A 26985-nucleotide genomic window follows, 5' to 3' on the forward strand; every position below is an offset into this window, starting at 1 on the left:
TTCACACCGTGCCGAGCACGCGGTCGCGCGCGGCACGGAAGGCTTGGTACCCGTCGCGGTCCGGGTAGGACCACGGAGCCGCGGTCGGATGCTCCGCGATGCGCAGGAACAGGGCGGCGGCCTCGCCGTCCCTGCCCTCGCAGACCTTGGCGTGGGCGAGGAAGTTGAGGTCGACGAGCCGGCGCGGGTGGTCGACGTGGTCCCACTCCAGCCACCAGTCGAAGGCGGCCTTCATCACCTGGCGGGCCCGGCGCCCGGCCCAGTGTCCGGAGGCGACCGGGTCGGCGAGGTCGCCCCCGGCCCGGGCGAGCACACGGAAGCGCTCGGCGTGCGCGACGACCGGGAGGACCGCGAGCGGCGAGTCGGCGGGCGCCTGCTCGGCCGACCAGTTGGCGAAGTCGTACACCTCGTGCAGCGGGTCCTGGCCCGCCGCGGCGCGGCGCTCGGCGAGCCGGGCGACCATCAGGTGGTGCGCGTGGTGGTGGACGGCGTGCCGGTGGCGCACCTCGTCGAAGAGGCGGACCACGTCGTCCTCGGTTCCGAGCGAGCGTTCCAGGAGGAGGAGTCCGAGCCAGGGGGTGGGGTCGTCGGGGGCGAGGTCCGCCGCCCGCCGGCAGGCCTCGCGGGCACCGTCCGGGCGTTCCTTGCCGTGCAGGGCGCGCTCCACGGTGGCGCAGCCGATGAGTACGGCGGCGTCGGGGGACTCCGGTTCGACGAGCTGCCAGTCGCGGGCCCAGGCGAGCGCCGCGGGCTCCTGCGCGAGGACGGTGACGCGGTGCCCGCGACGGTCCCAGTCGTCGCCGGTCGCGGCGAGCAGCTCGCGGACGTCGGTCCACCGCCCCTGGTTCAACGAGGTACGTGCGACTGCGAGTTCGGCGTCGTCGAGGGCGGCGTCGAAGGCCTGGGACGTCCGCTTGCGGCCGCGGCCCAGGGGTGGGGGTGGTGACACCGCTGCTCAACCTCACAGGCGCGGTTCGTCAATAGGTGATCACGCACAGCAAACCCGGAGCCACCGGTTCAAGTCAAGCTCCGGCCAAGTCGCTACACGTGTCAACTGCCTTCGAGTGCACCACAGTTGGATGCGCACCGCTGTGAACGCCCCGAACGGCCTCCGCTCACACGTGACGTGAACAGCCGTCTTGCGTCTTCCGCCCGGACGGCGGCCCCACCGAGGTGTGCCGGTCCGCCGTCCTGAGACGGTGGCCTGAACGGCCGCCCGGCGTCACCCGCCGGACGGCCGCCCGTCCCCGGGGGCCGTCCCCGAGGGCCGTCCCCGGGGACCGCGTCAGCTCACCGCCCCGGCCGCCGCCCGGCCCGCCGCCCGGCCGGAGAAGAGGCAGCCGCCGAGGAAGGTGCCCTCCAGCGCCCGGTACCCATGGACTCCGCCGCCGCCGAAACCGGCGGCCTCACCGGCGGCGTACACGCCCTCCAGCGGGTCGCCGCCCTCGGTCAGCACCCGCGAGGAGAGGTCCGTCTCCAGACCGCCGAGGGTCTTGCGGGTGAGGATGTTGAGCCGCACCGCGATCAGCGGGCCGGCCGCGGGGTCGAGGATGCGGTGCGGGGGCGCCGTGCGGATCAGCTTGTCGCCGAGGTAGTTGCGGGCCCCGCGGATCGACATGACCTGGAGGTCCTTGGTGAAGGGGTTGGCGATCTCCCGGTCCCGGGCGACGATCTCGCGGCGCAGCGCCGCCTCGTCGATCAGCGGCTTCTCGGTGAGCGCGTTCATCCCGCGCACCAGCGCGCCGAGGTCCTTCTCCACGACGAAGTCGACGCCGTTGTCCATGAACGCCTTGACCGGTCCGGGCACGTCCGCGCGGGCCCGTCCGAGGACGCCCCGGACCGACTTGCCGGTCAGGTCGGGGTTCTGCTCGGAGCCGGAGAGCGCGAACTCCTTGCCGATGATCTTCTGGTCCAGCACGAACCAGGTGTAGTCGTACCCGGTCCTCATGATGTGTTCGAGGGTGCCGAGCGTGTCGAAACCCGGGAAGAGCGGTACCGGCAGCCGGTTGCCGCGCGCGTCCAGCCAGAGGGAGGAGGGGCCCGGCAGGATGCGGATGCCGTGCTTGTCCCAGATGGGGTTCCAGTTCTGGATGCCCTCGGTGTAGTGCCACATCCGGTCGCGGTTGATGAGGCGGGCGCCGGCCTCCTCCGTGATCCCGAGCATGGCGCCGTCGACGTGCGCGGGGACACCGGAGATCATCCGCTCGGGCGGGGTACCGAGGCGCTCGGGCCAGTTGGCGCGCACGAGGTCGTGGTTGCCGCCGATGCCGCCGGAGGTCACGATCACCGCCTGGGCCCTGAGCTCGAAGGCACCGGTGACCGCCCGGCTGCTGGCCCGGCCGCGCTCGACGCCGGACGGCTCCAGGACCTCCCCGGTGACGGTGTCGACGGAGCCCGCGCTGCGGGACAGGCCGGTGACCCGGTGCCGGAAGCGCAGCTCGACCAGACCGCGGGCGACCCCCTCCCGCACCCGCCGCTCGAAGGGCGCGACGAGGCCGGGCCCGGTCCCCCAGGTGATGTGGAAGCGCGGCACCGAGTTGCCGTGCCCGTTGGCGTCGTAGCCGCCGCGCTCGGCCCAGCCCACCACCGGGAAGAAACGCACGCCCTGCGCGTGCAGCCAGGACCGCTTCTCGCCGGCCGCGAAGTCGACGTAGGCCTCGGCCCACTTGCGCGGCCAGTGGTCCTCGGGCCGGTCGAAGGCGGCCGTGCCCATCCAGTCCTGGAGGGCCAGCTCGTGCGTGTCCTTGATCCGCATGCGGCGTTGTTCCGGCGAGTCGACGAAGAAGAGTCCGCCGAAGGACCAGTGCGCCTGGCCGCCGATCGACTGCTCGGGTTCCTGGTCGAGGAGGATCACCTTGCGGCCGGCGTCGACGAGCTCCGCGGTCGCCGCGAGGCCCGCGAGGCCCGCTCCGATGACGATCACATCTGCGTCGTAGGCCATGGGCCCGTCCTCTCGGCATTCCGACGGGCCCGACCGGGCCGGCGTCACGGGGACGAGCTGGTGACGTCTGTCACGGACCGATCGGCGGCGTCGCTGGTGGGTGGGACATCGTTACCGGCCGGCCGTGCGGCCGACCAGCACTTGTTACTGATCGGTCCGCATCCTTCGGTACGGAAGGTGACCGAGTCAACCGCCTGGTTCCGGTTGTTCCCGGGGGCGGGCGCGCGGACCATGGCACTACAGTCGGCGGGATACGCACCACTGGCCCGCCCCGACTCCTGACGCATCGAGGTACCCAGCGTGTCGGTACTGGTTCTGGTCCTCGCCGTGAGCGCGGCCTGCTGTCTGGGCTTCGGCTTCGTGCTCCAGCAGAACGCCGCCTCGCACGCCCCGCTCAGCGACTTCCTCTCCCCCCGCATCCTGCTCGACCTCATCCGGGTCCCGCGCTGGCTGGGCGGTATCGGGCTCATGGTGTGCGGCATGGTCCTCGGGGCGATCGCGCTCGGCAACGGCGAGCTCTCGCTGGTGGAACCGCTCCTGGCGACCAACCTCCTGTTCGCGCTCGCGCTCTCCCGCCACCAGACGAAACAGCCGCTCGGCCGGCAGGGCTGGGCCGGGCTCCTGCTGCTCGCGGGCGGGGTCACGGCGTTCATCGTGGCCGGACAGCCGCAGGGCGGCGAGGCGGTCAGCGACCCGCTGCGGCACTGGCTGATCATCGGGATCGTGCTCGGTCTCGCCCTGCTGCTCACCACCTGTGCGAAACGGTCCCGGCTGAGCGCCGGGCCCGTGCTGCTCGCCACCGCCGCGGGACTGCTGTACGGCCTGCAGGACGCGCTCACCCGGATCAGCGGCCAGCGGTTCAGCGCCGGTGGCATGCGTGAACTGCTCACGGGCTGGCAGCCGTACGCGGTGCTCGTCCTCGGTGTGACCGGGCTGGTCCTCGTCCAGAGCGCCTTCGAGACCGCGCCGCTGCGGATGTCGCTGCCCGCGCTCACCGCCGCCCAGCCCCTGGCCGGCATCGCCTGCGGGGTGGGCTTCCTCGGGGACCAGCTCCGTACCGACGCCGGCGCGCTGGCCTGGCAGGCCGCGGGGATCGCGGGCATCGTGACGGGGATCGTCCTGCTGGGCATGCACCCGGCGATGCCCTCGGGCACGGCGGAACCGGAACACTCGCGGGACCTCCAGCCGCACTGAGCGGCCCCGGCGCACCGCCGCCCGCCCCGGCCGGTGTCCTCCCCCCTCCTCCCGGCACCACCCCGGCACCCCGCACACCACCCGGACGGCCGTGAGCGCCCCCTGCGCGGGGCCGGGAGCTGCTTGGATGGGTCCCATGAGTGCCGCTGACGAGATCCTCGACATCGTGGACGAGAACGACGAGGTCATCGGGCAGTCCCCGCGCGGGGAGGCGTACGCGCGCGGGCTGCGCCACCGGTGCGTGTTCATCGAGGCCCGGGACGCCCGGGGCCGGCTCTTCGTCCACCGGCGCACCCCCACCAAGCTGGTGTTCCCCTCGTTCTACGACATGTTCGTGGGCGGAGTCGTGGGCACGGGCGAGTCCTACGACGACGCGGCGCTCCGCGAGGCCGAGGAGGAACTCGGCGTCTCCGGCCTCCCCCGGCCGACCCCCCTGTTCAAGTTCCTGTACGACGACGGGGCCGGCGCGACCTGGTGGTCGGCCGTGTACGAGGTCCGCTGCGAGCTCGAGGTGAACCCGCAGGCGGAGGAGGTCGCCTGGCACGGCTTCCTCACCGAGGACGAGGTGGAGCGCCGCCTGGACGAGTGGACGTGGGTGCCGGACGGCCTCGCGGCCTACGAACGGCTCACGGACTACCGCGCGATGGACTGAACCGTCCGGCCCCGCCCCCGGGCGGTACCCGGGGAGCCCCGCGCGAAGCTCCCCGGTAGGGTCCTGGGCGTGATCGAGCTCGTGCGCAACGTCCGGCTGTGGTTCGCGCCGCAGGAGATCCGGCACGAGGGCAGGACCCCGGACTACCGGTTCTCCCTGGCCAATGAACGGACCTTCCTGGCCTGGCTGCGCACCGCGCTCGCGCTCATCGGCGGCGGCTTCGCCGTGGACCAGTTCCTGCCGGACCTGCGCTGGGCCTGGCGGGTGGGCCTCGCCCTCGCGCTGCTGGCGGCGGGCGTGCTCTGCGCGCTGCGGGCCGTCAATCACTGGATACGCTGCGAGCGGGCGATGCGTCGTGGCGAGGACCTGCCGGTGTCGCGCTTCCCGGCGGTGCTGAGCATCGTCGTCGCGGTCGTCGCGGTCGCGATGGTCGTCGTCGTCCTCGTCGGCTGGGCGGGATGACCACCCCCCTCCCGGGGGAGCGCGACCCGGGCCTCCAGCCGGAGCGCACCCGGCTGGCCTGGCGCCGTACGACCCTCTCCTGCACCGTCGCCGCGGTGCTCGCCGCGAGGGCGGCCCTGCACGAGCGGGACTCGGCCGCCGGGATCGTGGCGTTCGCGTTCTGCTGCGTCCTCTGGCTGGTGTTCCTGGCCCTCGCCCACCGCCGCATCCGGACCCTGTCGGTCACGGACCCGGCGGGTCCGTCCGTGCTCGCGCCCCGGCACGCCACGGCGACGGCGCTGTGCACGGTGGCGCTGGCCGTGTGCGCGGTGGCGCTGGTCTTCTAGGGCCTGTCATCCAGGTCGTGCGGCGAGACGCCGATCACGTTTCGCGCAGCCGCTGGACGACATACCGACTGGTCGGCATCATGGTCGTGTCCCGTTCCCGTGTGCTGAGGAGCAATGATGAGCCCGGACCACCCGCCAGGTCTCGACCTCGACCGGCTGCGCGGGCTGCTCGACCGCGAGCGGCCCGGACTGGTGAACGGCCCGCTGACCGGCCGGCTGATCGAGGGCGGACGGTCGAACCTCACGTACGCGGTCTCCGACGGCACCGGCCGTTGGGTCGTACGGCGGCCCCCGCTCGGCCACGTGCTGGCCACGGCGCACGACATGAAGCGCGAGCACCGGGTGATCAGCGCGCTGCACCCGACGGCCGTGCCGGTCCCGGTCCCCGTGCTGCTGTGCGAGGACGAGTCGGTGCTCGGCGCCCCCTTCTACGTCATGGAGTTCGTGGAGGGCACCCCGTACCGCACCGCGGACCAGCTCGCCCCGCTCGGTCCGCAGCGCACCCGCGACGCGGTGCTCGGCCTGGTGGACACCCTGGTCGAACTGCACGCGGTGGACCCCGCCGAGGTCGGTCTCGCCGACTTCGGCCGCCCCGAGGGCTTCCTCGACCGTCAGCTGCGCCGCTGGGGCAAGCAGCTGGACGCGTCCCGCAACCGCGAGCTCGCCGGCATCGACGAGCTGCACGCGGCCCTGGGCCGCGAACTGCCCTCCTCCCCCGCGCCCACCGTCGTGCACGGCGACTACCGGCTCGACAACGTGCTGATCGGACCCGACGACCGGATCAGGGCGATCCTGGACTGGGAGATGTCCACGCTCGGCGACCCGCTCACCGACCTCGGGCTGCTCGTCATGTACAGCACGCGCCTGGAGCTGCCGAACTCCCCCATCAGCACGACCGCCTCGGCCGCGGGACATCCGCCGGCGAGCGAGATCGTCGAGCGGTACGCCGCGCGCTCGGGGCGCGACGTCTCCGCGGTCTCCTGGTACACGGCCTTCGCCTGGTTCAAGCTGGCCGTGATCCTGGAGGGCATCCACTACCGGTACACCAAGGGCCAGACCGTCGGCGGGGGCTTCGACCGCATCGGCGAGCTGGTGCCCGTCTTCATCGAGCACGGCCTGACCACCCTCCAGGAAGGCTGATCCGCCATGGACTTCGCATTCGACGCGCGCACAGAAGAGCTGCGCGGGAAGCTGCTCGCCTTCATGGACGAGTACGTCTATCCGGCGGAGGCCGTCGCGGAGGAGCAGCGCGCCCTGCTGGCCTCCCCGTGGGACACGCCCGCCGTGGTGGGCGAGCTGAAGGCCGAGGCCCGCAGGCAGGGTCTGTGGAACCTGTTCCTGCCGGACTCCGAGTACGGCGCCGGGCTGACCAACCTCCAGTACGCGCCGCTCGCCGAGATCACCGGCCGCAGCCCGCACCTGGCGCCCACCGCGCTGAACTGCGCCGCCCCGGACACCGGGAACATGGAGGTGCTCGCCCAGTTCGGTGACGAGCGCCAGCGCAAGCAGTGGCTGGAGCCGCTGCTCGCCGGGGAGATCCGCTCGGCGTTCGCGATGACCGAGCCCGAGGTCGCCTCCTCCGACGCCACGAACATCACCACGCTCATCGAGCGCGACGGCGACGACTACGTCATCACCGGCCGCAAGTGGTACATCTCCGGGGCGATGAACCCCGACTGCAAGATCTTCATCGTGATGGGCAAGACCGACCCGGACGGGGCCGACATCCGGCGCCAGCAGTCGATGGTCCTGGTCCCGCGCGACACCCCGGGCCTGGAGGTCCGGCGCGCGATGCAGGTGTACGGCTACGAGGACCACTCCCACGGCGGGCACGCGGAGGTCGTGTTCGACCGCGTCCGGGTCCCGGCGAGCAACCTGATCGGCGAGGAGGGCGGCGGTTTCGCCATCGCGCAGGCGCGGCTCGGTCCCGGCCGGATCCACCACTGCATGCGGCTGATCGGCATGGCCGAGCGGGCCATCGAGCTGATGTGCCGCCGGGCGGTGTCCCGGACCGCGTTCGGCAAGCCGCTGGCCCAGCAGGGTGTCGTGCAGAACTGGATCGCCGACGCGCGGGTCGCCGTCGAGCAGCTGCGTCTGCTGGTCCTGAAGACCGCCTGGATGATGGACACGGTGGGCAACAAGGGTGCCCACACCGAGATCCAGGCCATCAAGATCGCCACTCCGCGGACGGTCGTGGACATCCTCGACAAGGCGGTGCAGTTGCACGGGGCGGGCGGTGTGAGCCAGGACTTCCCGCTGGCCGAGCTGTGGGCCGCCGCGCGGACGCTGAAGCTGGCCGACGGGCCCGACGAGGTCCACCAGCGGTCGCTGGCGCACCGGGAGATCAAGAAGTACGTCTGACCGGGAACGCGCCGGAACGGCGGTGCGGCCCCACCGGGTGGTGGGGCCGCACCGCCGTGTGCGTCCCGGTGCGCTACGGGCGCAGGGCGCGCAGCAGCAGGTCGGCGAGGTGGTCGGCGACCTGCTGGGGGGCGAGGGGGCCGTCGGGGCGGTACCACGTCGACAGGTGGTGCACCGAGCCGAAGTGGTAGTCGACGACCAGGTCGGCGGGGGTGGCCGTGGAGAAGACGCCCTTCTTCTGGCCCTCCTCGACCAGGGCGCGGAAGCGTTCGTGGTAGCGGCGCCGCTCGGAGCGCACCTGCTTGAGCTTCTCGGGGCCGAGGTGGTGCATCGACCGGAAGAAGATCGAGGCGTCGTCGAGGTTGTCGATGGTCGTGACGACCACGTCGGCCGCGGCGCGCCGCAGCCGCTCCTCGACGGGCGCGTCCGCGTCGGCGAAGGCGTCCAGCCGCTCCTGCTGGAGGCGCAGCACGCGGGCGTAGACCTCGTGCAGGAGGTCGTCCTTGGAGCCGAAGTAGTGGTAGAGCGCCCCCTTGGTGACGCCCGCCGCCTCGACGATCTCCTGCACCGAGGTGCGGTCGTAGCCCTGCTCGGCGAAGAGCCGGGTGGCGGCGGCAAGGAGCCTCTGCGGAACAGGAGTCCCGTCACCGTCCGTCGTCCTGGGCACTGCCGCCACCTGCCTTCCGTGCGTTCACTTCGATGTAAGCCGTCCGCGTGAGCCGTGCGCGGGGAGTCCTGGAGACTACCCGGCGTCCTTGGACCGGGAACGCAGTTCCCGACGGAGGATCTTCCCACTCGCCGTCTTCGGCAGGTCGGGCAGGATCTCCACCCGCCGCGGATATTTGTAGGCGGCCAGTCTCTCCTTGCAGTACGCGGCCAGCGCGCCGGGGTCCTCGGTGGCCCCCGGCCGCAGGCTGATGTACGCCATGACGGTCTCGCCGCGGTAGCCGTCCGGGATCCCGACGACGGCCGCCTCGCGGACCGCGGGGTGGGTGTGCAGGACGTCCTCGACCTCGCGCGGCCAGACCTTGAAGCCGGACGCGTTGATCATGTCCTTCTTGCGGTCGACGACGTAGAGCCAGCCGTTCTCGTCCATGAAGCCGATGTCGCCGGTGCGCAGTTCGCCGTCCGGGAAGGCCTCGGCGGTCGCCTCGGGGCGGCGCCAGTAACCGGGCACCACCTGCGGGCCGCTGACGAGGATCTCGCCCTGTTCCCCGAAGGGGACCTCCTGGCCCGTCTCGTCGACGATGCGCACCACCGAATCCGGGCCGGGCACGCCCACGGCGAGCGTCCCGGAGACCGGGTCCACCGGCGCCTCCCGCCCCGGGGGCACGGAGGCGCACGGCGCGGTGCACTCGGTGAGCCCGTAGCCGTTGCGTATGTACGGCCCGAAGCCGGCCCGGAACCGCTCGACGAGGGCGGGCGGCAGCGGGGCGCCGCCGGAGGAGATGTTCACGAAGGACGAGAAGTGGTCCGGCGTGACGTCCGGGTGGGCGGCCAGCGCCATGAAGGCGGTGGAGGGGCCGACGGTGTAGAGCGGCCGGTGCTCGGCGAAGGCCTCGAGGACGACCCCGGGCTCGAAGCGGTAGGCGAGCACCAGGGTGCCCGCGCTGTTCAGACAGGCGGCGAGCTGGCAGACCATCCCCGTGATGTGGAACAGGGGCGCCAGCGCGAAGTACACGGGAGCCTCGGGCAGCGCGAGGCCGGTCCGCTGCCGCTCGGCGTTGTACATGATGTTGCCGTGGGTGTTGGTGGCTCCCTTGGGGGTGCCGCTGGTGCCCGAGGTGTAGCTGATCAGGGCGATGTCGGACGGACCGAGGACACGATCGGCGGGCGCCCGGTGTCCGTGCCGGGCGACGGCGACGAGGTCGTCGGCCCCCTCGTCGAGGGGCAGCCGCTCGAAGGCCAGCACGCGCGGGTCGTCGCGGGTCTGGAGGTCGCGTTCGCAGGCCGTCAGGACGACCCGTACGGGCGAGTCGGCGGCGGTCTCGCGCAGGTAGCCGTCCCAGGCGCGGTCGGAGCAGACGAGGGCGACCGCCCCGGCGTCGTGCAGGACGTGCCGGACCTCGCCCGACTTGTACATCGGGTTGACCGGTACGACCGTCGCGCCGGCCTTCCACGCGCCGAACAGGGCGAGCACGAAGTGCGGGGAGTTCTGGAGCATGACCGCCACGCGGTCGCCCCGCGCCACGCCGCGGGCGGCGAGGTGCCCGGCCACGGAGTCGCTCAGCCCGTCGAGCTCGCGGTAGCCCGTCCGCCCGTCGAAGTAGGCGAGCGCGGTGCGGTCCGGAGTGCGGGCGGCCGCGTCGGCGAGGGCGTGCACGAGGGTGTCGGCGGGGTGCACCGGGCCGCGCTGCGCCTCGTTGAGCAGCGCCGTCCAGGGCCGGTCGGAATAGCGGGTCACTCGGTGGTCTCCCACTTCTGCTGGAGATGGTTCATGTTCATCATCCAGCGGTCGGGGTCGGCGGCCCGCGCCTGGTAGTACCCGGCGACCTCGGGGTGCGGCAGGATCAGGAAGCGGTCCTCCTCGATGCCCTTCATGAGCGCGTCGGCGACGGCCTCGGGCTCGATGGCGGTGGGCTGGAGCACCAGGTCGCCCGCGCTGCCGGTGGCCTGGAGCATGTCGGTGCGCACGCCCTGGGGGCAGATCGCGTGCACCTTCACGCCGCGGTGGCGGTACGTCAGGGACAGCCACTCGGCGAACGCGTACGCGCCGTGCTTGGTGACGCTGTACGGCGCGGCGCCGATCATCGTGAGCAGTCCGGCGGCCGAGACGGTCGAGACGAACCGGCCGCCGCCGCGCTCCAGCCAGTCCGGGAGGAGGGCGTGGGCGGCGCGTACGTGGGCCATCACGTTGACGTCCCAGGCCAGGGCCCACACGCTCTCGTCGGCGGCCTCGGAACCGCCCGAGCCGACTCCCGCGTTGGCGCAGTAGACGTCGACGGTGCCGCCGAGGGCGTCGCGGGCCTCGGTCACGATCAGGGAGGCGTCGCCCGCGACCGCGATGCCGCCGATCTCGTCGGCCACGGCCTTCGCCCTGTCGGCGTCGAGGTCGTTGACCACGACCCGCGCTCCCCCGGCGGCGAACCGGCGGGCCAGCGCGGCTCCGATGCCGCCCCCCGCTCCGGTGACGACGACTCCCGCACCCTGCACGGTTTCCACCACGGGTCTCCTTCGACGCGATGTGACACGGCTCTGCTGCGGCACCAGACTAACCAGTCGGTATGTAACAAGGGAAGGGTTCCCGGCCACCGCGCGGGCGTCCCCGTGACGAGCCGCGACAGGCCGACGGGATCCGCGGCCTGTGAACTTCCCCCGGGAGCCCTTAGCGTGCCCGTGCCAGCCTTCCGCGATCACGGAGGTCCCACCATGCGCATGTCCCGACGGTCACTGCTCACGGCCGGCACCGCCGCGGCCGCCCTGACCCCGCTGCCCGCCGGGGCCGCGGCGGCGGCCGCGAACCCCGGCACCCGGCTGCGCACCGGCTTCGAGCGCCTGGCCCAGGACGGGTACGCCCGGCTCGGCGGCATGCGTGTCGGGATCGTCACCAACCCCACGGGCGTCACCCGCGACGTCCGGCACGTCGTCGACGTCATGCACGCCGACGCCCGTGTGGACCTGACGGCGGTCTTCGGCCCCGAGCACGGCTTCCGGGGCACCGCGCAGGCGGGCGGGTCCGAGGGCCGCTACGACGACCCGGCCACCGGACTGCCCGTCTACGACACGTACCTGAAGAGCGGCCAGGCGCTCGCGGACGTCTTCACCGCGTCCGGCGTGGACACGGTGGTCTTCGACATCCAGGACGTGGGAGCGCGCTTCTACACGTACATCTGGACGCTGTACGACTGCATGGAGGCGGCACGGCTCGCCGGCAAGCGGTTCGTGGTGCTCGACCGGCCGAACCCGGTCACCGGACGGTCGGCCCGGGGGCCGGTGCTGCACAAGGAGTTCGCGACGTTCGTCGGGCGGCAGCCGATCGCGCAGGCGCACGGGATGACGGTGGCGGAGCTGGCCCGGCTCTTCAACGGGGAGTTCCTCACGGCGCCCGTGGAACTGGACACCGTGCTCATGTCGGGCTGGGGGCGAGGGGACTTCTACGACGCCTCGGGGCTGCCCTGGGTGCCGCCGAGCCCGAACATGCCAACGGCGGACACGGCGCTGGTGTACTCCGGGACCTGTCTCTTCGAGGGCACGAACCTGTCGGAGGGGCGGGGCACGACGCGCCCGTTCGAACTGCTCGGCGCCGAGGGCCTCGACGGGCGCTGGGCCGCGGCGGCCGGTGAACTGGGCCTGCCGGGCGTGCGCTTCAGGGAGGCCTACTTCGCTCCCACCTTCTCCAAGTTCCAGGGAAAGACCATCGGGGGCGTCCAGGTCCATGTGCGCGACCGGGCGGCGTACGACCCCGTCCGCACCGGGATCGCCCTCCTGGTGACCGCGAAGAAGGTCTGGAGCGGCTTCGCCTGGCGCTCCGACAACTGGATCGACAAGCTGACCGGCTCGACGCTGGTGCGCACGATGACCGACGCGGGCGCGGGCACCGACGAGATCGTCGGCGCCTGGCAGGACGAGCTGGAGGCGTTCCGCGGGATCCGCAGGCACTACCTCATCTACAAGTGAGCCGGGGCTCTCTTGCACGAACGAGTGATTTGTGCGTGACGGATAGGTCGTGACGTATGGCCAACTTTCCCCGCCGGGTGGACGATGCGCCCATATCGCACCGCCCGCGGGGTCAGGGGGCCTGACATGACGGAACCGGCAGTGAGTGTCTCTCCCTACTGGGAGCTCACCTTCGACGCGGACGGGGACGTGGACGGCCGCCAACGCGACCGGCTGCTCGACCAGGTGCCGCGCCGGGGCGTCCGCGACCTGATCGTGTTCGCGCACGGCTGGAACAACGACCGTTCGGCGGCCACCCGCCTCTTCAGCCAGTTCTTCGAACCCGTCCCCGGCCTCGCGCCCACCGCGCGCCTCGGATACGTGGGGGTGGTCTGGCCGTCGATGCGGTTCTCGGACGAACCGATCCCCGGCTTCCCCCCGTCGGTGGCCGCGGACGTCACCGACGACAGCGCCTCGCCGCTCGGCAAGAACACCCGGCACGCCCTCCTGGAGGTGTTCCCGGGACGCGCCACCGTGGTCGAGCAGATCGCCCGGCTGCTCGACCAGCAACCGGACGAGGGAGCCTCTCTGGAGGAGTTCGGCCGTCTCGTACGGCTGCTCGTCGAGGTCCGGCCGCAGGGTCCGCAGACCTCCTTCGCGGCGGACACCCTCGCGGAGGGCGTACCGGAGAGCGATCCCGAGATGCTCTTCGGGGACACCGCGACGGTGTGCGCCGAGTTCGCGCAGGCGCTCACCGGGGAGGAAGCGCCCGCGTTCGCGCTGCCCCGGCTGTGGGACGGAGCTCTCGAACTGCTGCGCCAGGCCACGTACTACGCCATGAAGAGACGCGCGGGCACCGTCGGCGAGCGCGGGCTCGGGCCGGCGGTCGGCCGGCTCGCGGCGGCGGCACCGGACGTGCGCGTCCATCTGGTCGGGCACAGCTTCGGCGGCCGGCTGGTCTCCTTCGCGCTGCGCGGCCTGCCTCCCGGAGTACGCGCGGTGAAGTCCGTGACACTGCTCCAAGGGGCCTTCTCGCACTACGCGTTCGCCCCGCGGCTGCCCCACGACCCGCGCGCGAGCGGGGTGCTGGACGGGCAGTACCACCGCATCGACGGCCCGCTGGTGTGCTGCTACTCCCGCTTCGACTCGGCACTCGGCAGCGTCTACCCGCTGGCCTCGCGGATGGCGGGGGACAACCGGTCCGTCGTGGCGGACTTCGGCATCGGCGGCATGCTCGGCGCGCAGTGGGGCGCGATGGGCCACGACGGGGTGCAGGCGGTGCCGGGGACGAAGTCGTTCACGCTCGCCGAGGCCCTGCGCACCCGGCTGCCGGTCTCGGGGTGCGTGAACGTGGACGCCGCCTCGGTGGTGTGCCGGGGCGGCGCCCCGGCGGGCGCGCACAGCGACATCTGTCACCGCGAGCTGGCCCAGGTGGTGCTGGCGGCGGGCCGCGTCAGGTGACCCGCCGCCGCGTCGGCGCCGGCCGCCCCTAGGGGCGGCCCGGGCGGCGCCGTTCCGTGCTCATCGGTGCGAGGTGTACTCGACGACCTGCTGGAAGGTCGGCCGGTTCTGCCAGGTGATCTTGCCGTGCTTGATGCCGCCGAGCGTCCGCTGGACGATCGAGTCGGCGCACCACTGGTCGCCCGCCGAGCACTGGTCGTCGCCGGGGTAGACGGTGGCCGCGGTCTTGCCGGCCGCCTCCTTCAGCGAGCTGATCAGGAGGTCCCGGCAGGCACTGAGGCTGCCGCCGCCGCAGTACTTCTGCGACAGGCCGCCCTGCACGGGCTCCCCGAGCACCGCCCGGATGTCCTTGTCGACATAGCTCCACCAGCCGTACTGGAAGGAGCTTCCGGCGTGCGAGCCGGTCGGGCCGTGGCCGGCGGACGGCGCCTCGTCGACGGGGAGGTTGCTGCCGAACGCGGTGTACAGGTCGCCGCCGAGCCCCGGCTGGAACTCCGCCTTCACCAGCAGCGGCCACCAGGCGTCCAGGATGCGGATCGCGTCGGCGTCGGCGTAGGTGTGCGAACCCGAGGAGGTCTCCTTGCGCCTGGCGCCCGCCGTCACCCACGCGGACAGCTTGCTCACGGCCGCGGCGGCCGTGGAGTCCGTGACCGGGGAGCTGTTGACGACCTTGAGCAGCTCCGGGAGCACGTCCTCGGCCCGCAGATCGGCCAGTGCCGCGTCGGCCATCGCCTTCACCAGCGCGGACCTGGTCACTCCGCCCGCCGCGACCAGTTTGGAGACCCGGTCCTCCAGCAGGTCCCCGCGGTGCACCGAGCCGTCGCCCCAGGAGGCCGTGGTGTAGTCCTTGGCCTGCTTGTTGTTCCAGGAGATGTAGTAGTCCTGGTCCACCGAGTTGGGGTGCGCGGACGCCGGGGTGTAGGAGGCGGTGTTCGTGCCCGCGTCCCAGTTCCGCCATTCGTACGCGGACTGCGCCCACACGGGGAACTCGGCGTCGACCCCGCTCGCCCGCACCGGGTTGTCACCGCTGTTGTAGTAGGCGGTGTGCGCCGAGTCGGCGTAGAACCAGTTGAAGGTGTAGTTGATGTTCTGCACCGCGCTCTGGAAGGTCGCCGGGCTCTTCACGAAGTCCGGGTCGTTGAGCATCTGGAAGCCGATGATCGAGTCGGCCTCGTGCATGAAGGACGTGCGCAGGGTGGTGTACGCGACCTTCTTGCCGCCCACCGTCGCGCGGTACTCCACGGGCCCGTACTTGGTGCGGTAGACCTGCATCCGGTACGAGCCGGCGGCGGTGCCGTCGGCGGTGGTCGGCTTCCAGGAGTTGGTCCGCTCGACCTTGTCCATCGCCGTGCAGGTGCCGTGGTAGAGGTAGTGGTAGTCGTCCTGGCACAGTTCGACGGCGTAGGTGTCGATGATGTCCTGGCCGGAGGTCGTCGCGCTCCAGGAGTAGTCCTGGCCGCGGCCGAGTTCGACGTACATGCTCAGGCCCGCGAAGGAGGCGCCGCGCGCGCTGATGCCCGGTCCCTGGATCTCCTGGAGCATGAGCAGCTGTGGCGCGAAATAGCCGGTCTGCGGGCCGAAGACGGCGATCGGGTGGCCGCTGGCGGTGTGTTTCCCGCTCACCACGAGGGCGTTGGACATCCCGCGCTTGGCGGAGGTCAGGGAGGTCTTGGCGGCCGTGGCCGAGGCGCTGGTGGCGCTCGCCGCGACCGCGCTGCCGGTGCGGTCGTAGACCAGCGGTTCCTGGGTCACCGATCCGGCGTCGGGCAGGGCCTGGCCCTGCGCGCTGTCGGGCTTGGAGGCGTACGGGAAGCTCTCGCCGTCGTGCACGGTGAGCGCCGCTTCCGGGTCGTTGCGCTCACGGAAGGACTCCCAGACCTTGGTGCCCTCGGCGACGCCGTACTTGGACTGGGCGGCGAGCAGCGAGAGGGCGTTGTTGACCTCGCCGCCGCCTCCGGAGCCGAAGAGCGAGCCGATGACGGAGGCCAGCGCGACCAGGTCGGTGAGCTTGAAGTGGTCGATGGTGCCGGCGTTGGTGATGGAGTCCTTGTGGCCGGTCAGGACGTACTCGCCGGGGAAGTAGCGGCCGCTGTCGGAGGCGTCGATGTAGGCGTTGACGCCGTCGATGTAGGCGTTGGCGTCGGCGAGGGCCTGGGTGCCCCGGGATCCGGCCCTGCTGGTCGCCTCGTCGATCTGGGCCTGGAGATCGGCCTCGGTGTAGGGCGCGTTGCGCCAGAACTCCTGCTCCAGGCCCTGGTTGGAGGGCGCGCCGCCGGCGAAGCTGGTGAGCTGGCCCCGTCCCACGTGCCGGAAGACGTCCATCAGCCACAGCCGGTCCTGGGCGGCGGCGTATCCGGCGCCGTACTCGGTGCCGTAGCGGGTGGTGCCGGTGATGTGCGGAACGCCCGTCTTCTTGTCGCGGACGATGGTCACGTCGGTGCGGCCGCCGGGCTTGGTGGTCGACTCGACCTGGCCCGAGGCGACGCCGAAGGAGGCGTCGTTGAAGAAGTCGTTGATCTTGGCGTCGGTGAGGGCCGAGTAGCCGGAGGCCAGGTTGCCGTACGGGCCGAGCTGGTCCTCGGCGTGACCGGGCTGGGTGCCGAAGACCTGGTTGAGCAGGATCTGGGCGAGGGTGGCGTTGCCGTTCTCACCGGGCGGCAGGATGTCGGAGCACTGGCCGCCGCAGTAGTCGTTCGCGGCGGCCGTCGTCGAGGTGTCCGCGGCCGCCGCCTGGGAAAGCGGCGACAAAAGACCGGCAATGAGCACGCATAGGGATGCTGCCATGAGGAACTTGGGGAATCTGCGGGGAGTTCTCAGTCTGTCCGAGGCGGTGCGTGGGGTGCTCGGTGGCATGTCGGCTCCTACCGATGGGGGTGGCCGGACGTTACCGCCGGTATCCCCGAGTTTGAAGATGAACATGCGTCAGTTTTTGGGATTCACAGTGAACGGCGGCGCGCCGGAGGGCCGGTGAACGGCCGGCCGGCGGCGACGAAGGGCAGGCCAAGGACACTCGGCGGGTGGCTCGCGGGGGTCGTCGGAAAATTGGATGGAGCCGAATCGCTTGTCGATACGTCTACTCGACGACGTCCGTACGGACGGCGCCGAAGTGACCGGAGTACAGGTGCAGGTGTGACGGAGGTGCAGGACGATGGCCGGTTTCCGAAGTCTGGCGAGACAGGCGCGAGATCCGAGGTGTGATCTGGCACTGCGGCGGTACTCACTGCGCAAGTGCCTGGAGAGGTTCGCCCCTTACGGGCACCGGGCGACCTGGGACCATCTGTGCTCCCGGTCCGGGTTCGAGCCCGAGGACCGTTCCCCCGATCCGGCGCGGCTCGTGGCCGCACTGGACGAACTGGAGGAGGCCCGCTCCGTCTGGCTCGCCTACGAGGCCGAGTTCGCCGAGCGCCGCAAGAAGGAGAAGCACGACGGGCTGCGCAGACCGGGCAGTGTCGACGACTGGCACCGCCTGACCTGGGGCGGCTTCGGTGTCGCCTGGTGCGACGACCCCCGTGTCCACCCCCATGAACCCCTGGCCGAGGTGCTGCGCCGACTGATCACGGCACTGGAGCGCGAGCCGGGCGCCGTCTGCCCGGTGTGCTCCGGCGAGCGCCTCGTCTGGATGCACGACCTGGCCCACGAACCGTCGTCGGGCCCCGTCTGCACGAGCTGCGGAATCGTGGTGCCGCGACCCGTCCTGACCCCGGCGGCGCTGGCCGGCGCCAGGCGCGGCCGGCTGCTCGTGTCCGCGTGAACACCCCGCCCGGCCGGGCGGCCCGCCGCGCGGCCGGGTGCATGTCACCGCTGCGCGGCGGCGACGGTAGCAGCCGTAAATCCGTTGGTTCCAGCCGTTTCTCCCGCGGACAGTTGGGGGCGATGAAACAGGGCTGAGCAACCGAGGAGTCCCCCATGTCGACGCTGCGCGTCACCGCCGAAGTGCTGACCATCCACGAGCACCCGAACGCCGACGCGCTCGAGCTGGCCCAGGTGGGCCTGTACCGGGCCGTGGTCGCCAAGGGCGCGTACCGCACCGGCGAGTGGGCGCTCTACATCCCGGAGCAGTCCGTGCTGCCGGCCCCGCTGATCGAGGAGCTGGGGCTGACGGGGCGTCTGGCGGGCAGCTCGGCGGACCGGGTCAGGGCGGTGCGGCTGCGCGGCGAGCTGTCGCAGGGCATCGTGTGCCGTCCCAAGGCGCTGGCCGGCGTCGATCTGGCGCGGGCCGCCGGGGAGGGCACGGACTTCGCGGAGTTCCTCGGCATCGTGAAGTGGGTCCCGCCGATCCCGCCCACGATGAACGGCGACGTGGAGGCGGCGCCCGATCTGCTGCCCTGGGTCGACATCGAGAACATCCAGCGCTATCCGGACATCTTCACGCCCGGCGAGCCGGTCGTCGTGACGGAGAAGCTGCACGGCTCGGCCTGCCTGCTGACCTACCTCGCCGACGAGGACCGCGTCCACGTGTCCTCGAAGGGCTTCGGCGCCAAGTCCCTGGCCCTGAAGGAGGATCCGCGCAATCTGTACTGGCGCGCGGTGCGCGGACACGGGGTCGCCGAGGCCGCCGCCCGGATCGCCGGACGCCTCGGCGCGCGCCGCGTCGGCATCTTCGGCGAGGTGTACGGGGCGGGCGTGCAGGATCTGACGTACGGCGCCGACGGACGCCGCGAGACGATCGGCTACGCCGTCTTCGACGTGTCCGCGGAGATCGACGGCGTGGTCCGCTGGCTGGACGCCGAGGAGCTGCTGTCGGGCGAACTCCCGCTCGTACCGCGGCTGTACGAGGGACCGTACGACGTCGAGCGCGTCCTCGGGATCGCTTCCGGCAAGGAGACCGTGTCCGGTCGCGGGCTGCATCTGCGCGAGGGGGTCGTGATCCGCCCCGGCGCTCCCGCCCCCGACGGGCCGGAGGGGACCTTCGTCGCCGCCGAGCGCTACAGCCCGGTGACGGGCGGCCGGGCCATAGCCAAGGCGGTCAGCCCGGCCTACCTGACCCGCAAGGGCGGCACCGAGTACGAGTAGGAGCTCCGGACGGAAGCGGGGCCGGCGGTCAGCGGCAGTCTCCCGCCGCCGGTTCCCGGCCCGGACCGGGCTCGCACGCGGCCGCCGGCCCCCGCTCCCGCGGGGCCGGCGCCGGCTGCGTGCCGGCCCGTTCCACCATGAGCCGGGAGCCTGCCCGGCGCTCGCCGAGGACGTCGTCGGGGTTGGAGAGCACACAGGTCTCCAGGGAGAGGCAGCCGCAGCCGATGCAGTCCGTGAGGTGGTCGCGCAACCGGCCGAGCTGTTTGATGCGTTCGTCGAGTTCGGAGCGCCAGGCCCGGGAGAGCCGGGCCCAGTCCTCCCGTGTCGGGGTGCGCTCCTCGGGGAGTTCGGCGAGCGCCTCGCGGATGGTGGCGAGCGGGATGCCGACGCGCTGGGCGGCCCGTACGAAGGCGACACGGCGCAGCGCGTCACGGTGGTAGCGGCGCTGGTTGCCCGAGGTGCGGCGGCTGCTGATCAGGCCCTTGGACTCGTAGAAGTGCAGGGCGGAGACGGCCGCGCCACTGCGGGCCGACAACTGTCCGACGGTCAGCTCGTGGACCGTCTCGGGGATCTGGGGCACTCCTCCAACCTACCTACCGCGTCACCCGTCCGGTCCGTTGACATGCGCCGCCCGGCGGACCATGCTAAGCAGTCGCTTAGACTATGAGATGCGGGAGGCCGGGGACATGGCAGAGCCGAGGACGTTCGCGACGGTCGAGGAGCTGCGGAGCGCCGTGGGCGAGCAGCTGGGACACACGGACTGGGTCGAGATCGAGCAGAAGCGGATCGACCTCTTCGCGGAGGCGACCGGCGACCACCAGTGGATCCACGTCGACCCCGAGATGGCCGCGACGGGTCCGTTCGGCACCACGATCGCGCACGGCTATCTCACCCTGTCGCTGCTGCCGCTCTTCGGCCCGCAGCTCATCCATGTCGAAGGCGTGAAGATGGGCGTCAACTACGGGACGAACAAGGTCCGCTTCCCCGCCCCCGTCCCGGTCGGCTCACGGCTGCGCGCCACCGGGACGATCACCGCGGTGGACGACGTGCCCGGCGGTGTGCAGGTCTCCGTCGCCTTCACCGTGGAGCGCGAGGGCGGCGACAAGCCGGTCTGCGTCGCGGAGTCGGTCTCGCGCTACTACCTCTGAGCCAGGGGCCCGGAGCCCCGTCCCGGCGCCTCCGGGACGGGCCGGGGCTACCCCTTGAAGCCCACCATCCGCCGGACCAGGCCGGCGTAGAGCGCTCCGACCTCGTCCGGCGTGCGGGGACCCTCGACGTTGAACCAGCGGGCCACGTCGATGCACAGGGACAGCACGGCGACGGTGGTGCCGGGAACGTCCGGGACGTCGAACTCGCCCGTCGCGACACCGTCCTGGATGATGCCGCGGACCTCCGCGTCGACCTGCCGGCGCAGCCCGATGATCTCCGCGCGCGCGTCGGGCCCGAGGGCCTCCAGCTCGTACTGGACCACGCGCGCGGTGGTGTGCTGGCCCGCGTGCCACCGCACGAAGGACCGGACGGCGTCGGAGAGCCGCTCGGCGGGGGTGCCCTCGCCCGCCGCCGCGGTGCGCACGATGTCCAGCGCCTTGTCGTGACCGATGCGGCTGATCCGGTGGAGCAGCTCTTCCTTGGTCTTGTAGTGGATGTACAGCGCGGCCGGGCTCATGCCCGCGCGGCCCGCGATGTCCCGGGTCGTCGTCGCGTGGTACCCGCGCTCGGCGAAGGCCTCCACCGCGGCGATCAGCAGCCGCCGCGCCGCGTCCGGGGTCACCTCGGCCCACGGCTGCATCTCGCCGCCAGGCGTCTCCTGCGCCGTGCTCATCGCTCACTCGCCCTTCTCGGTGACAGGAGCTACACCATACCGCCGAAGGTGAGCGGTCGCTTAGCGCGCCTGCTCAGATCTTCTCGAAAGGGTCGTGCTCGGCGAGGAGCTTCTCCAGCCGCGCCTGGTCGACCCGGCTCACTATCTGACCGGCCTCCTGCCGGTCCCTGATCACCTTGGCCAGGGTGAAGGCGGAGGTGACGAGGTACAGGACCGCGATGGCCAGGAAGGCCCGGACCCAGGCGTCGGTGTCCAGCCGGTAGATACCGATGGACGTGGCCGCCATGGCGATGGCGAAGGAGGCGACGGCCTGGCCGTAGAAGGCGGTCGTGCTCTGCTGTTTGACGGGTGTCTCGGTCATGGGACAAGGATCGGCGGATGTGGCCCGGGCCACATCCGCCGTCGTACTCAGGGACGTACTCAGAGTCAGAACGCCGAGACACCCGTCAGGGCGCGTCCGATGACCAGTTTCTGTATCTGGCTGGTGCCCTCGTAGAGGGTCATCACCCGGGCGTCGCGCAGGAGCTTGCCGACCGGGTACTCGTCGATGTAGCCGTAACCGCCGTACACCTGGAGGGCGTTGTTCGCCGCGCGCACGGCGGCCTCGGAGGCGAACAGCTTGGCCTTCGAGGACTCGGTGGCGAACGGCAGCCCGCGGTCGACGAGATCGGCCACCCTCCAGGTCAGCAGCCGTGCCGCGTCCACGTCGACGGCGATGTCGCTGATCAGTTCCTGGACGAGCTGGTGGTGCGCGATCGTCTTCCCGAACTGCTCCCGCTCGGTCGCGTACGCCACCGCCGCGTCGAGCGCGGCCTGGGCGATGCCGACGCAGCCCGCGGCCACCGACATCCGGCCCTTGGCGAGTGCCGACATGGCCACCGCGAATCCCTTGCCCTCGGGCGCCATCATGGCGCTCGCCGGCACGCGCACGTCCTCGAGGACGAGTTCGGCGGTGGCCTGACCGCGCAGCCCGAGCTTGCCGTGGATGGCGCGGCGGGTCAGACCGGGGGTGTCGGTGGGCACCAGGAAGGCGGAGACGCCCTTGTGGCCCGGGGCGTCGGTGGAACGGGCGAAGAGCAGCACCACATCGGCCCAGGTGCCGTTCGTGATGAACATCTTGCTGCCGTTGATCACATAGTCGTCACCGTCGCGCACGGCGCGGGTCGAGAGCTGCCCCGCGTCGGAGCCGGTGCCCGGTTCGGTGAGCCCGAAGCAGCCGACGTACTCGCCGGCGGTCAGCCCCGGCAGCCAGCGCCGCTTCTGCTCCTCGCCCCCCCAGTGCGCGATCGACTTGGCGACGAGCCCGAGCGAGACGGAGACGATCCCGCGCACGGAGGAGTCGCCGCGCCCGAGCTCCTCGGTGACCAGGCAGTACGCGAGGTGGTCGCCGCCGCTGCCGCCGTACTCCTCGTCGATGGTCAGGCCGAGGAAGCCGACCTCGCCGAGCTTCTTCACGATCGACCGGTCGACGTCCTCCGCGCGGTCCCAGGCGACGGCGTGCGGGGCGATCTCGCGGCGCACGAAGTCCTTGGCGAGCTGCCGGACGGCGGTCTGCTCATCGCTGAGCCCGAGGTTCATGCCGGGTCACCCCACAGATAGCGGCCCGCTGACAGCGGCCTACGGATAACGGACTTTGAAAGCCGTACATTTAAATTAGCACTGCTAGTTTCACGGTGCAGCCCTACTATGTGCGCCATGGCCCGACCGCGCAAGCCCCTCCTCAGCACCGACCGCATCGTCGAGACGGCACGGGCACTGGTGGACGCCGAGGGCCTGGCGGCCGTCTCGACACGTCGGCTCGCGGCGGAACTGGGGGTGAGCGGGCCTTCCCTCTACAACCACTTCCGCACCAAGGACCAGATCCTGGAGGCGGTCGCGGACTCGGTGAGCGCGCAGGTCGAGCTGTCGATGTTCGAGGACGGACGCGACTGGCGGACCGCGCTGCACGACTGGGCCGTCTCCTACCGCGCCGCCCTGCGCGACCACCCGAACATCGTCCCGGTCCTCGCCCGCGGGCCGGGCCGCAGACCGGCCGGGCTCCGGCTCGCCGACGCCGTCTTCGGCGCCATGGTCAGGGCCGGCTGGCCGCCGGCCCAGGCCACCTCGATCGGGGCGCTGATGCGGTACTTCATCATGGGGTCCGCGCTGGGCTCCTTCGCCGGGGGCTTCGTGGACGACGAGAGCGCCTACGACCCGGCCGACTACCCGCACCTGGGGCAGGCGCACCTCCTCGCCGAGCAGCAGGAGAAGATCGACGAGCGGGCCTTCGAGACGGGGCTCGGAGCACTGCTGGAAGGTCTCGCGGTGCAGTACGCGGGGCTGGTCCGGGAGGGCTGAACGGGGCGGGCCCCGGGGCCCGGGTCGGACCCCTTCCGGGCGTGGCCGCGGTCCCGGACCCATGCCCACCTGCGCGTCCGAAATCCGCGCGACCCACGGGCGTGACCCGCCTAGCCTCGGGGACATGATGAACACCTCCCCCATCGCGCCGCCCGACCGGCGTGCGCAATCGCTCGCCGCCGGCGCGGCGGTCGTCACCGTCGGACTGTGGGCCTCCGCGTTCGTCGCGATCCGCAGCGCGGGCGCCGCGTACTCACCCGGAGCGCTCGCGCTCGGACGGCTGCTGGCGGGTGCCCTGGTGCTCGGTGCCGTCTGCGCCGTGCGGCGTGAGGGGCTGCCGCCGCGCGGCGCCTGGCGCGGCATCGCGATATCCGGGGTGCTCTGGTTCGGGTTCTACATGGTGGCCCTCAACTGGGGCGAGCAGCAGGTGGACGCCGGTACGGCGGCGCTGGTGGTGAACATCGGCCCGATCCTGATCGCCCTGCTCGGCGCCCGGCTGCTGGGGGACGCCATGCCGCCGCGGCTGCTGGCCGGCATGGCGGTGTCGTTCGCGGGAGCGGTCGCCGTGGGGCTGTCGATGTCCGGCGGCGGCGGTTCCTCGGTGCTGGGGGTCGTGCTGTGCCTGCTCGCCGCCGTCGCGTACGCCGCGGGGGTGGTCGCGCAAAAGCCGGCGCTCGGGCGGGCGAGTTCGCTCCAGGTGACGACGTTCGGCTGTCTGATCGGGGCCGTGGTGTGCCTGCCGTTCGCGGGGCAGCTCATCCACGACGCCGCCGCCGCTCCCCTCACGGCCACGCTCGACATGGTCTATCTGGGTGTCTTCCCGACCGCGCTGGCCTTCACGACCTGGGGGTACGCCCTCGCGCGGACGAGCGCCAGCCGCATGGGCGCGACGACGTACGCGGTGCCCGCCCTGGTGGTCCTGATGTCCTGGCTCTTCCTCGACGAGGTCCCGGGGCTGCTGACGCTCGCGGGCGGGGCGCTGTGCCTCGCGGGTGTGGCGGTGTCGCGCTCGCGGCCGCGCCGGGAACCGGCGCCGGCGGGGACGCCCGTACCGGGTGCCGCCACCGGCCCGTCCGCGGCCTCCGGCACGGCACCCGCGCCGGTCACGGCCACCGCTCCTGCCGGTGCCCCGGAGCCCGCGGCGGCCGCAGGGAGCGGCGACCGGGCCGAACAGGCCTGACTCCGGCCCGCGTCGCGCCGGTCCGCCTCGGCGGTGTGTCCGTGCCCGCCGAGGCGGCCGGAAGCGCGTGCCGAGGCGGCCGGAAGCGCACGCCCGACGTCTCTAGAAGACCACCAGCGCCCGGCCCCCCTTGCCCGCGATCATGTTGTCGAAGGCCGCCGGGATGCCGTCCAGGGCGATGCGGTCGGTGACCAGGCCGCCGAGGTCGAGGCGGCCCGCGCGCACGTGCTCCGCGAGCACCGGGAGATCGCGCGCCGGGTCGGAGTTGCCGTACACGCAGCCCGCGAGGGTCCTGCCCCAGTGGAAGATCTCCAGGGCGTTGAAGGTGACCTGCTGGTCCTTGCCGCCGATGCCGACGACGGTGGTGCGGCCGCCGCGCCGGGTCGACTCCCAGGCGGCGCGGATGGTGACGGCCCGGCCGACGCACTCGACGGCCACGTCGACGCCGTGGCCGCCGGTCAGGGCGCGGACCTCGCGGGCGGTGGCCTCGGAGGCGACCACGTAGTCGGTGGCCCCGGCCTCCCGGGCGAGCGGCTCCTTCTCGGGCGAGACGTCGACCGCGACGATCTGTGAGGCGCCCGCGATCCGGGCGGCCTGCAGGACGGCGAGTCCGACCCCGCCGGCCCCGAACACGGCGACGCTCTCGCCGGGCTGGACCTGGGCGGAGTGGTGGACGGCGCCGTAACCGGTGAGGACGGCGCAGCCGAGCAGTGCGGCCTCGGTGAGCGGGATGCCCTCGGGGGCGGGCAGGACGCAGGACACCGGCACCACCGTCTCCTCCGCGAACGCGGCGACGTTCAGACCGGGGTGCAGATCGCCGCCGTCGGAGGCGCGGCGGGCGTACACGTTTCCGGCGCCGGTGAGCGCGTTCGCGCACAGCCACACCTCGCCCAGCGAACAGGCGTGACAACTCCCGCACGAGGGAGCCCAGTTGAGTACGACAGGGGAACCGGGGGCCACCTGGGTCACGCCCTCGCCGACGGCGACGACGGTGCCGGCGCCCTCGTGGCCGAGCACGGCGGGCACGGGCACCCTCATCGTGCCGTTGGACAGGGACAGGTCGGAGTGGCAGACCCCGGCGGCGGCGAGTCTCACCCGGACCTGGCCCGGTCCGGGGTCGGGGAGCTCGATCTCGGCGATCTCCAGCGGGGCACCAACGGCGGGCAGGACGGCGGCGCGAACCACGTGAACTCTCCTAGAACTGGAGGGACTTGGTCTGGAGGTACTCGGACAGGCCGTGGGTGCCGAGTTCGCGCCCCACGCCCGACTGCTTGTAACCCCCGAAGGGGGCCAGGGGGTTGAAGCGTCCCCCGTTGATGTCGACCTGGCCGGTGTCGAGCCGCCGCGCGAAGGCGACGGCCTCGGACTCCTCGCCCGCCCACACCGCTCCCGCGAGCCCGTACACGGTGCCGTTGGCGATCCGCAGGGCGTCCTCCTCGTCCTCGTAGCGCAGGATCGTCAGGACCGGGCCGAAGATCTCCTCCTGCGCGATCGTCATCTGCTCGGTGACGTCGGCGAAGACGGTGGGACTGACGAAGTAGCCCTGCTCACGCGGGGATTCGGGGCCGCCCGCGACGAGCCGCGCGCCCTCGGCGACGCCCTTCTCGATGTAACCGCGCACCCGGTCGCGCTGCTCGGCGTTGACGACGGGGCCTATGCGGTCGCCGTACTTCGCGGCGGCGGCCGCGGCCAGCCCGACCGCCTCGTCGTAACGGTCGGCGGGAACCAGCATGCGGGTCCAGGCGCTGCACGTCTGGCCGGAGTTGGACATCACGTTGGCGACGCCGACGTTCACGGCCTTGGCGAGGTCGGCGCTCGGCAGGATGACGTTGGCGGACTTGCCGCCGAGTTCGAGGGCGACGCGCTTGACCGCGGCACCGGCGGTGGCCCCGATCCGCCGGCCGACGGCGGTGGAACCGGTGAAGGAGACCAGGTCGACGTCCGGGTGCTCGGCGAGGGCCTGGCCGGCGACCGGGCCGAGGCCGGTGACGAGGTTGAAGACACCGGCCGGGACGCCCGCCTCGGCCACGGCCTCGGCGAAGAGCTGCGCGGTGAGCGGGGTGTCCTCGGCGGGCTTCAGCACCACCGTGCAGCCGGCGGCGAGGGCGGGGGCGACCTTGGCGACGATCTGGTGGAGCGGGTAGTTCCAGGGCGTGATCGCGCCGACCACCCCGACGGGTTCCTGGTAGACGGTGGAGTTGCCGACCTTCTCCTCGAAGGCGTACGTCGCCGCCAGCTCGGCGTAGGAGCCGGCCACCAGCACCGGGACGCCCGCGTGCACCGCCTGCGAGAACGCGAGGGGGGCTCCGAGCTCGGCGGTGACGGTCTCGGCGATCTCGTCCTTGCGCGCGGCCAGGACGTCCCTGAGGGCCGCGAGGCGGGCGGCGCGTTCGGCGGGCGCCGTCGCGGCCCAGCCGGGGAACGCGGCACGGGCGGCGCGCACGGCGGTGTCGACGTCCTCGGCCGTGCCCGCCGGGACGTGGCCGATCACCTGCTCGTCGACCGGGTTCACGACCTCGATCGTGTCCCGTCCGGCAGCGGGGCGCCATTCCCCGTCGATGTACATGCCGTCATGTGCCTTCATCGTGTTCCTCCCGGGCGGGGCAGCGGCGTCCGGGACCTAAACTAGCGATGATAGTT

25 protein-coding genes are annotated in these 26985 nt (G+C 72.2%); 13 read left to right on the top strand and 12 right to left on the bottom strand.

What is annotated here, in order from left to right; genetic code table 11:
- Position 1 precedes the first annotated feature (1 nt).
- Positions 2–949: a hypothetical protein gene (locus ACICHK_RS09850; protein WP_406836602.1), complete on the bottom strand. Its 948-nt coding sequence runs from the start codon at positions 947–949 to the stop codon at positions 2–4.
- A 336-nt stretch (positions 950–1285) separates the two neighbouring features.
- Positions 1286–2941, bottom strand: coding sequence for an FAD-binding dehydrogenase (locus ACICHK_RS09855; RefSeq protein ID WP_406836603.1), 1656 nt, complete (start codon positions 2939–2941; stop codon positions 1286–1288).
- A gap of 300 nt (positions 2942–3241) precedes the next feature.
- Here ACICHK_RS09855 and ACICHK_RS09860 point away from each other — a divergent pair, with 300 nt between their 5' ends.
- The 6 genes from ACICHK_RS09860 to ACICHK_RS09885 all read left to right on the top strand — a co-directional run bounded on the left by ACICHK_RS09860 (position 3242) and on the right by ACICHK_RS09885 (position 7936).
- Complete coding sequence (locus ACICHK_RS09860) at positions 3242–4135, top strand: DMT family transporter (RefSeq protein WP_406836604.1); 894 nt, start codon at positions 3242–3244, stop codon at positions 4133–4135.
- A gap of 136 nt (positions 4136–4271) precedes the next feature.
- Positions 4272–4787 carry an NUDIX hydrolase gene (locus ACICHK_RS09865; RefSeq protein WP_406836605.1) on the top strand — a complete coding sequence of 172 codons (516 nt, stop codon included), beginning with the start codon at positions 4272–4274 and terminating at the stop codon, positions 4785–4787.
- A 69-nt stretch (positions 4788–4856) separates the two neighbouring features.
- Positions 4857–5249 carry a YidH family protein gene (locus ACICHK_RS09870; RefSeq protein ID WP_406836606.1) on the top strand — a complete coding sequence of 131 codons (393 nt, stop codon included), beginning with the start codon at positions 4857–4859 and terminating at the stop codon, positions 5247–5249.
- Complete coding sequence (locus ACICHK_RS09875; protein WP_406836607.1) at positions 5246–5575, top strand: DUF202 domain-containing protein; 330 nt, start codon at positions 5246–5248, stop codon at positions 5573–5575. Before ACICHK_RS09870 ends, ACICHK_RS09875 begins: the two co-directional genes overlap by 4 nt.
- A 117-nt stretch (positions 5576–5692) precedes the next feature.
- Positions 5693–6715, top strand: coding sequence for a phosphotransferase family protein (locus ACICHK_RS09880; protein ID WP_151468300.1), 1023 nt, complete (start codon positions 5693–5695; stop codon positions 6713–6715).
- Positions 6716–6721: 6 nt separating this feature from the next.
- Positions 6722–7936 carry an acyl-CoA dehydrogenase family protein gene (locus ACICHK_RS09885; protein WP_406836608.1) on the top strand — a complete coding sequence of 405 codons (1215 nt, stop codon included), beginning with the start codon at positions 6722–6724 and terminating at the stop codon, positions 7934–7936.
- A gap of 73 nt (positions 7937–8009) precedes the next feature.
- On the opposite strand, the gene ACICHK_RS09890 is transcribed toward ACICHK_RS09885, so the two are convergent.
- From ACICHK_RS09890 to ACICHK_RS09900, 3 genes are all read right to left on the bottom strand, one after another.
- A complete protein-coding gene (locus ACICHK_RS09890) occupies positions 8010–8603 on the bottom strand; it encodes a TetR/AcrR family transcriptional regulator (RefSeq protein ID WP_037628516.1) in 594 nt (197 codons plus the stop codon).
- A gap of 75 nt (positions 8604–8678) precedes the next feature.
- Positions 8679–10340, bottom strand: coding sequence for a class I adenylate-forming enzyme family protein (locus tag ACICHK_RS09895; protein WP_406836609.1), 1662 nt, complete (start codon positions 10338–10340; stop codon positions 8679–8681).
- A complete protein-coding gene (locus ACICHK_RS09900) occupies positions 10337–11101 on the bottom strand; it encodes an SDR family oxidoreductase (protein ID WP_406836610.1) in 765 nt (254 codons plus the stop codon). The genes ACICHK_RS09895 and ACICHK_RS09900 overlap by 4 nt, the downstream gene beginning before the upstream one ends.
- 204 nt (positions 11102–11305) lie before the next feature.
- Between ACICHK_RS09900 and ACICHK_RS09905 the strand changes: the two genes are divergently transcribed.
- Both ACICHK_RS09905 and ACICHK_RS09910 read left to right on the top strand, forming a co-directional pair.
- Positions 11306–12553 carry an exo-beta-N-acetylmuramidase NamZ domain-containing protein gene (locus tag ACICHK_RS09905; protein WP_406836611.1) on the top strand — a complete coding sequence of 416 codons (1248 nt, stop codon included), beginning with the start codon at positions 11306–11308 and terminating at the stop codon, positions 12551–12553.
- A gap of 126 nt (positions 12554–12679) precedes the next feature.
- Positions 12680–13993, top strand: coding sequence for a serine-threonine protein kinase (locus tag ACICHK_RS09910; protein ID WP_406836612.1), 1314 nt, complete (start codon positions 12680–12682; stop codon positions 13991–13993).
- 60 nt (positions 13994–14053) lie between these two features.
- On the opposite strand, the gene ACICHK_RS09915 is transcribed toward ACICHK_RS09910, so the two are convergent.
- Entirely contained in the window at positions 14054–16846 is a 2793-nt protein-coding gene (locus tag ACICHK_RS09915) for a penicillin acylase family protein (RefSeq protein ID WP_406836613.1), read from the bottom strand.
- A 295-nt stretch (positions 16847–17141) separates the two neighbouring features.
- Here ACICHK_RS09915 and ACICHK_RS09920 point away from each other — a divergent pair, with 295 nt between their 5' ends.
- Entirely contained in the window at positions 17142–17744 is a 603-nt protein-coding gene (locus tag ACICHK_RS09920; RefSeq protein WP_406836614.1) for a hypothetical protein, read from the top strand.
- 155 nt (positions 17745–17899) lie between these two features.
- Positions 17900–19006, top strand: a complete 1107-nt coding sequence (locus ACICHK_RS09925) for an RNA ligase (ATP) (RefSeq protein WP_406836615.1) — start codon at positions 17900–17902, stop codon at positions 19004–19006.
- A gap of 28 nt (positions 19007–19034) precedes the next feature.
- Here the strand turns inward: ACICHK_RS09925 and soxR are convergent, their stop codons facing one another.
- Complete coding sequence (soxR, locus tag ACICHK_RS09930; protein ID WP_406836616.1) at positions 19035–19586, bottom strand: redox-sensitive transcriptional activator SoxR; 552 nt, start codon at positions 19584–19586, stop codon at positions 19035–19037.
- A 106-nt stretch (positions 19587–19692) separates the two neighbouring features.
- On the opposite strand from soxR, the gene ACICHK_RS09935 reads away from it, so the two are divergent.
- Entirely contained in the window at positions 19693–20154 is a 462-nt protein-coding gene (locus tag ACICHK_RS09935) for a MaoC family dehydratase (protein ID WP_151474873.1), read from the top strand.
- Positions 20155–20201: 47 nt separating this feature from the next.
- On the opposite strand, the gene ACICHK_RS09940 is transcribed toward ACICHK_RS09935, so the two are convergent.
- The 3 genes from ACICHK_RS09940 to ACICHK_RS09950 all read right to left on the bottom strand — a co-directional run bounded on the left by ACICHK_RS09940 (position 20202) and on the right by ACICHK_RS09950 (position 22406).
- Positions 20202–20828, bottom strand: coding sequence for a TetR/AcrR family transcriptional regulator (locus ACICHK_RS09940; RefSeq protein WP_406836617.1), 627 nt, complete (start codon positions 20826–20828; stop codon positions 20202–20204).
- 73 nt (positions 20829–20901) lie between these two features.
- Positions 20902–21189 (bottom strand): YiaA/YiaB family inner membrane protein, encoded by a 288-nt coding sequence (locus tag ACICHK_RS09945; RefSeq protein WP_151474875.1) that lies wholly within the window; start codon positions 21187–21189, stop codon positions 20902–20904.
- A 65-nt stretch (positions 21190–21254) separates the two neighbouring features.
- Positions 21255–22406, bottom strand: coding sequence for an acyl-CoA dehydrogenase family protein (locus ACICHK_RS09950; RefSeq protein WP_406836618.1), 1152 nt, complete (start codon positions 22404–22406; stop codon positions 21255–21257).
- 108 nt (positions 22407–22514) lie between these two features.
- On the opposite strand from ACICHK_RS09950, the gene ACICHK_RS09955 reads away from it, so the two are divergent.
- Both ACICHK_RS09955 and ACICHK_RS09960 read left to right on the top strand, forming a co-directional pair.
- Entirely contained in the window at positions 22515–23165 is a 651-nt protein-coding gene (locus ACICHK_RS09955) for a TetR/AcrR family transcriptional regulator (RefSeq protein ID WP_406836619.1), read from the top strand.
- 124 nt (positions 23166–23289) lie between these two features.
- On the top strand, positions 23290–24345 hold the full coding sequence (locus ACICHK_RS09960) for a DMT family transporter (RefSeq protein WP_406836620.1): 1056 nt from the start codon (positions 23290–23292) through the stop codon (positions 24343–24345).
- 102 nt (positions 24346–24447) lie between these two features.
- Here ACICHK_RS09960 and ACICHK_RS09965 read toward each other — a convergent pair whose 3' ends face one another.
- Together ACICHK_RS09965 and ACICHK_RS09970 are read right to left on the bottom strand one after the other, a co-directional pair.
- On the bottom strand, positions 24448–25530 hold the full coding sequence (locus ACICHK_RS09965; protein ID WP_406836621.1) for a Zn-dependent alcohol dehydrogenase: 1083 nt from the start codon (positions 25528–25530) through the stop codon (positions 24448–24450).
- 10 nt (positions 25531–25540) lie between these two features.
- Positions 25541–26929 carry an aldehyde dehydrogenase family protein gene (locus tag ACICHK_RS09970; protein ID WP_406836622.1) on the bottom strand — a complete coding sequence of 463 codons (1389 nt, stop codon included), beginning with the start codon at positions 26927–26929 and terminating at the stop codon, positions 25541–25543.
- Positions 26930–26985: the final 56 nt, after the last annotated feature.

It is taken from the genome of Streptomyces sp. AHU1, assembly GCF_045343905.1.
GTDB lineage: Bacteria > Actinomycetota > Actinomycetes > Streptomycetales > Streptomycetaceae > Streptomyces > Streptomyces triticiradicis.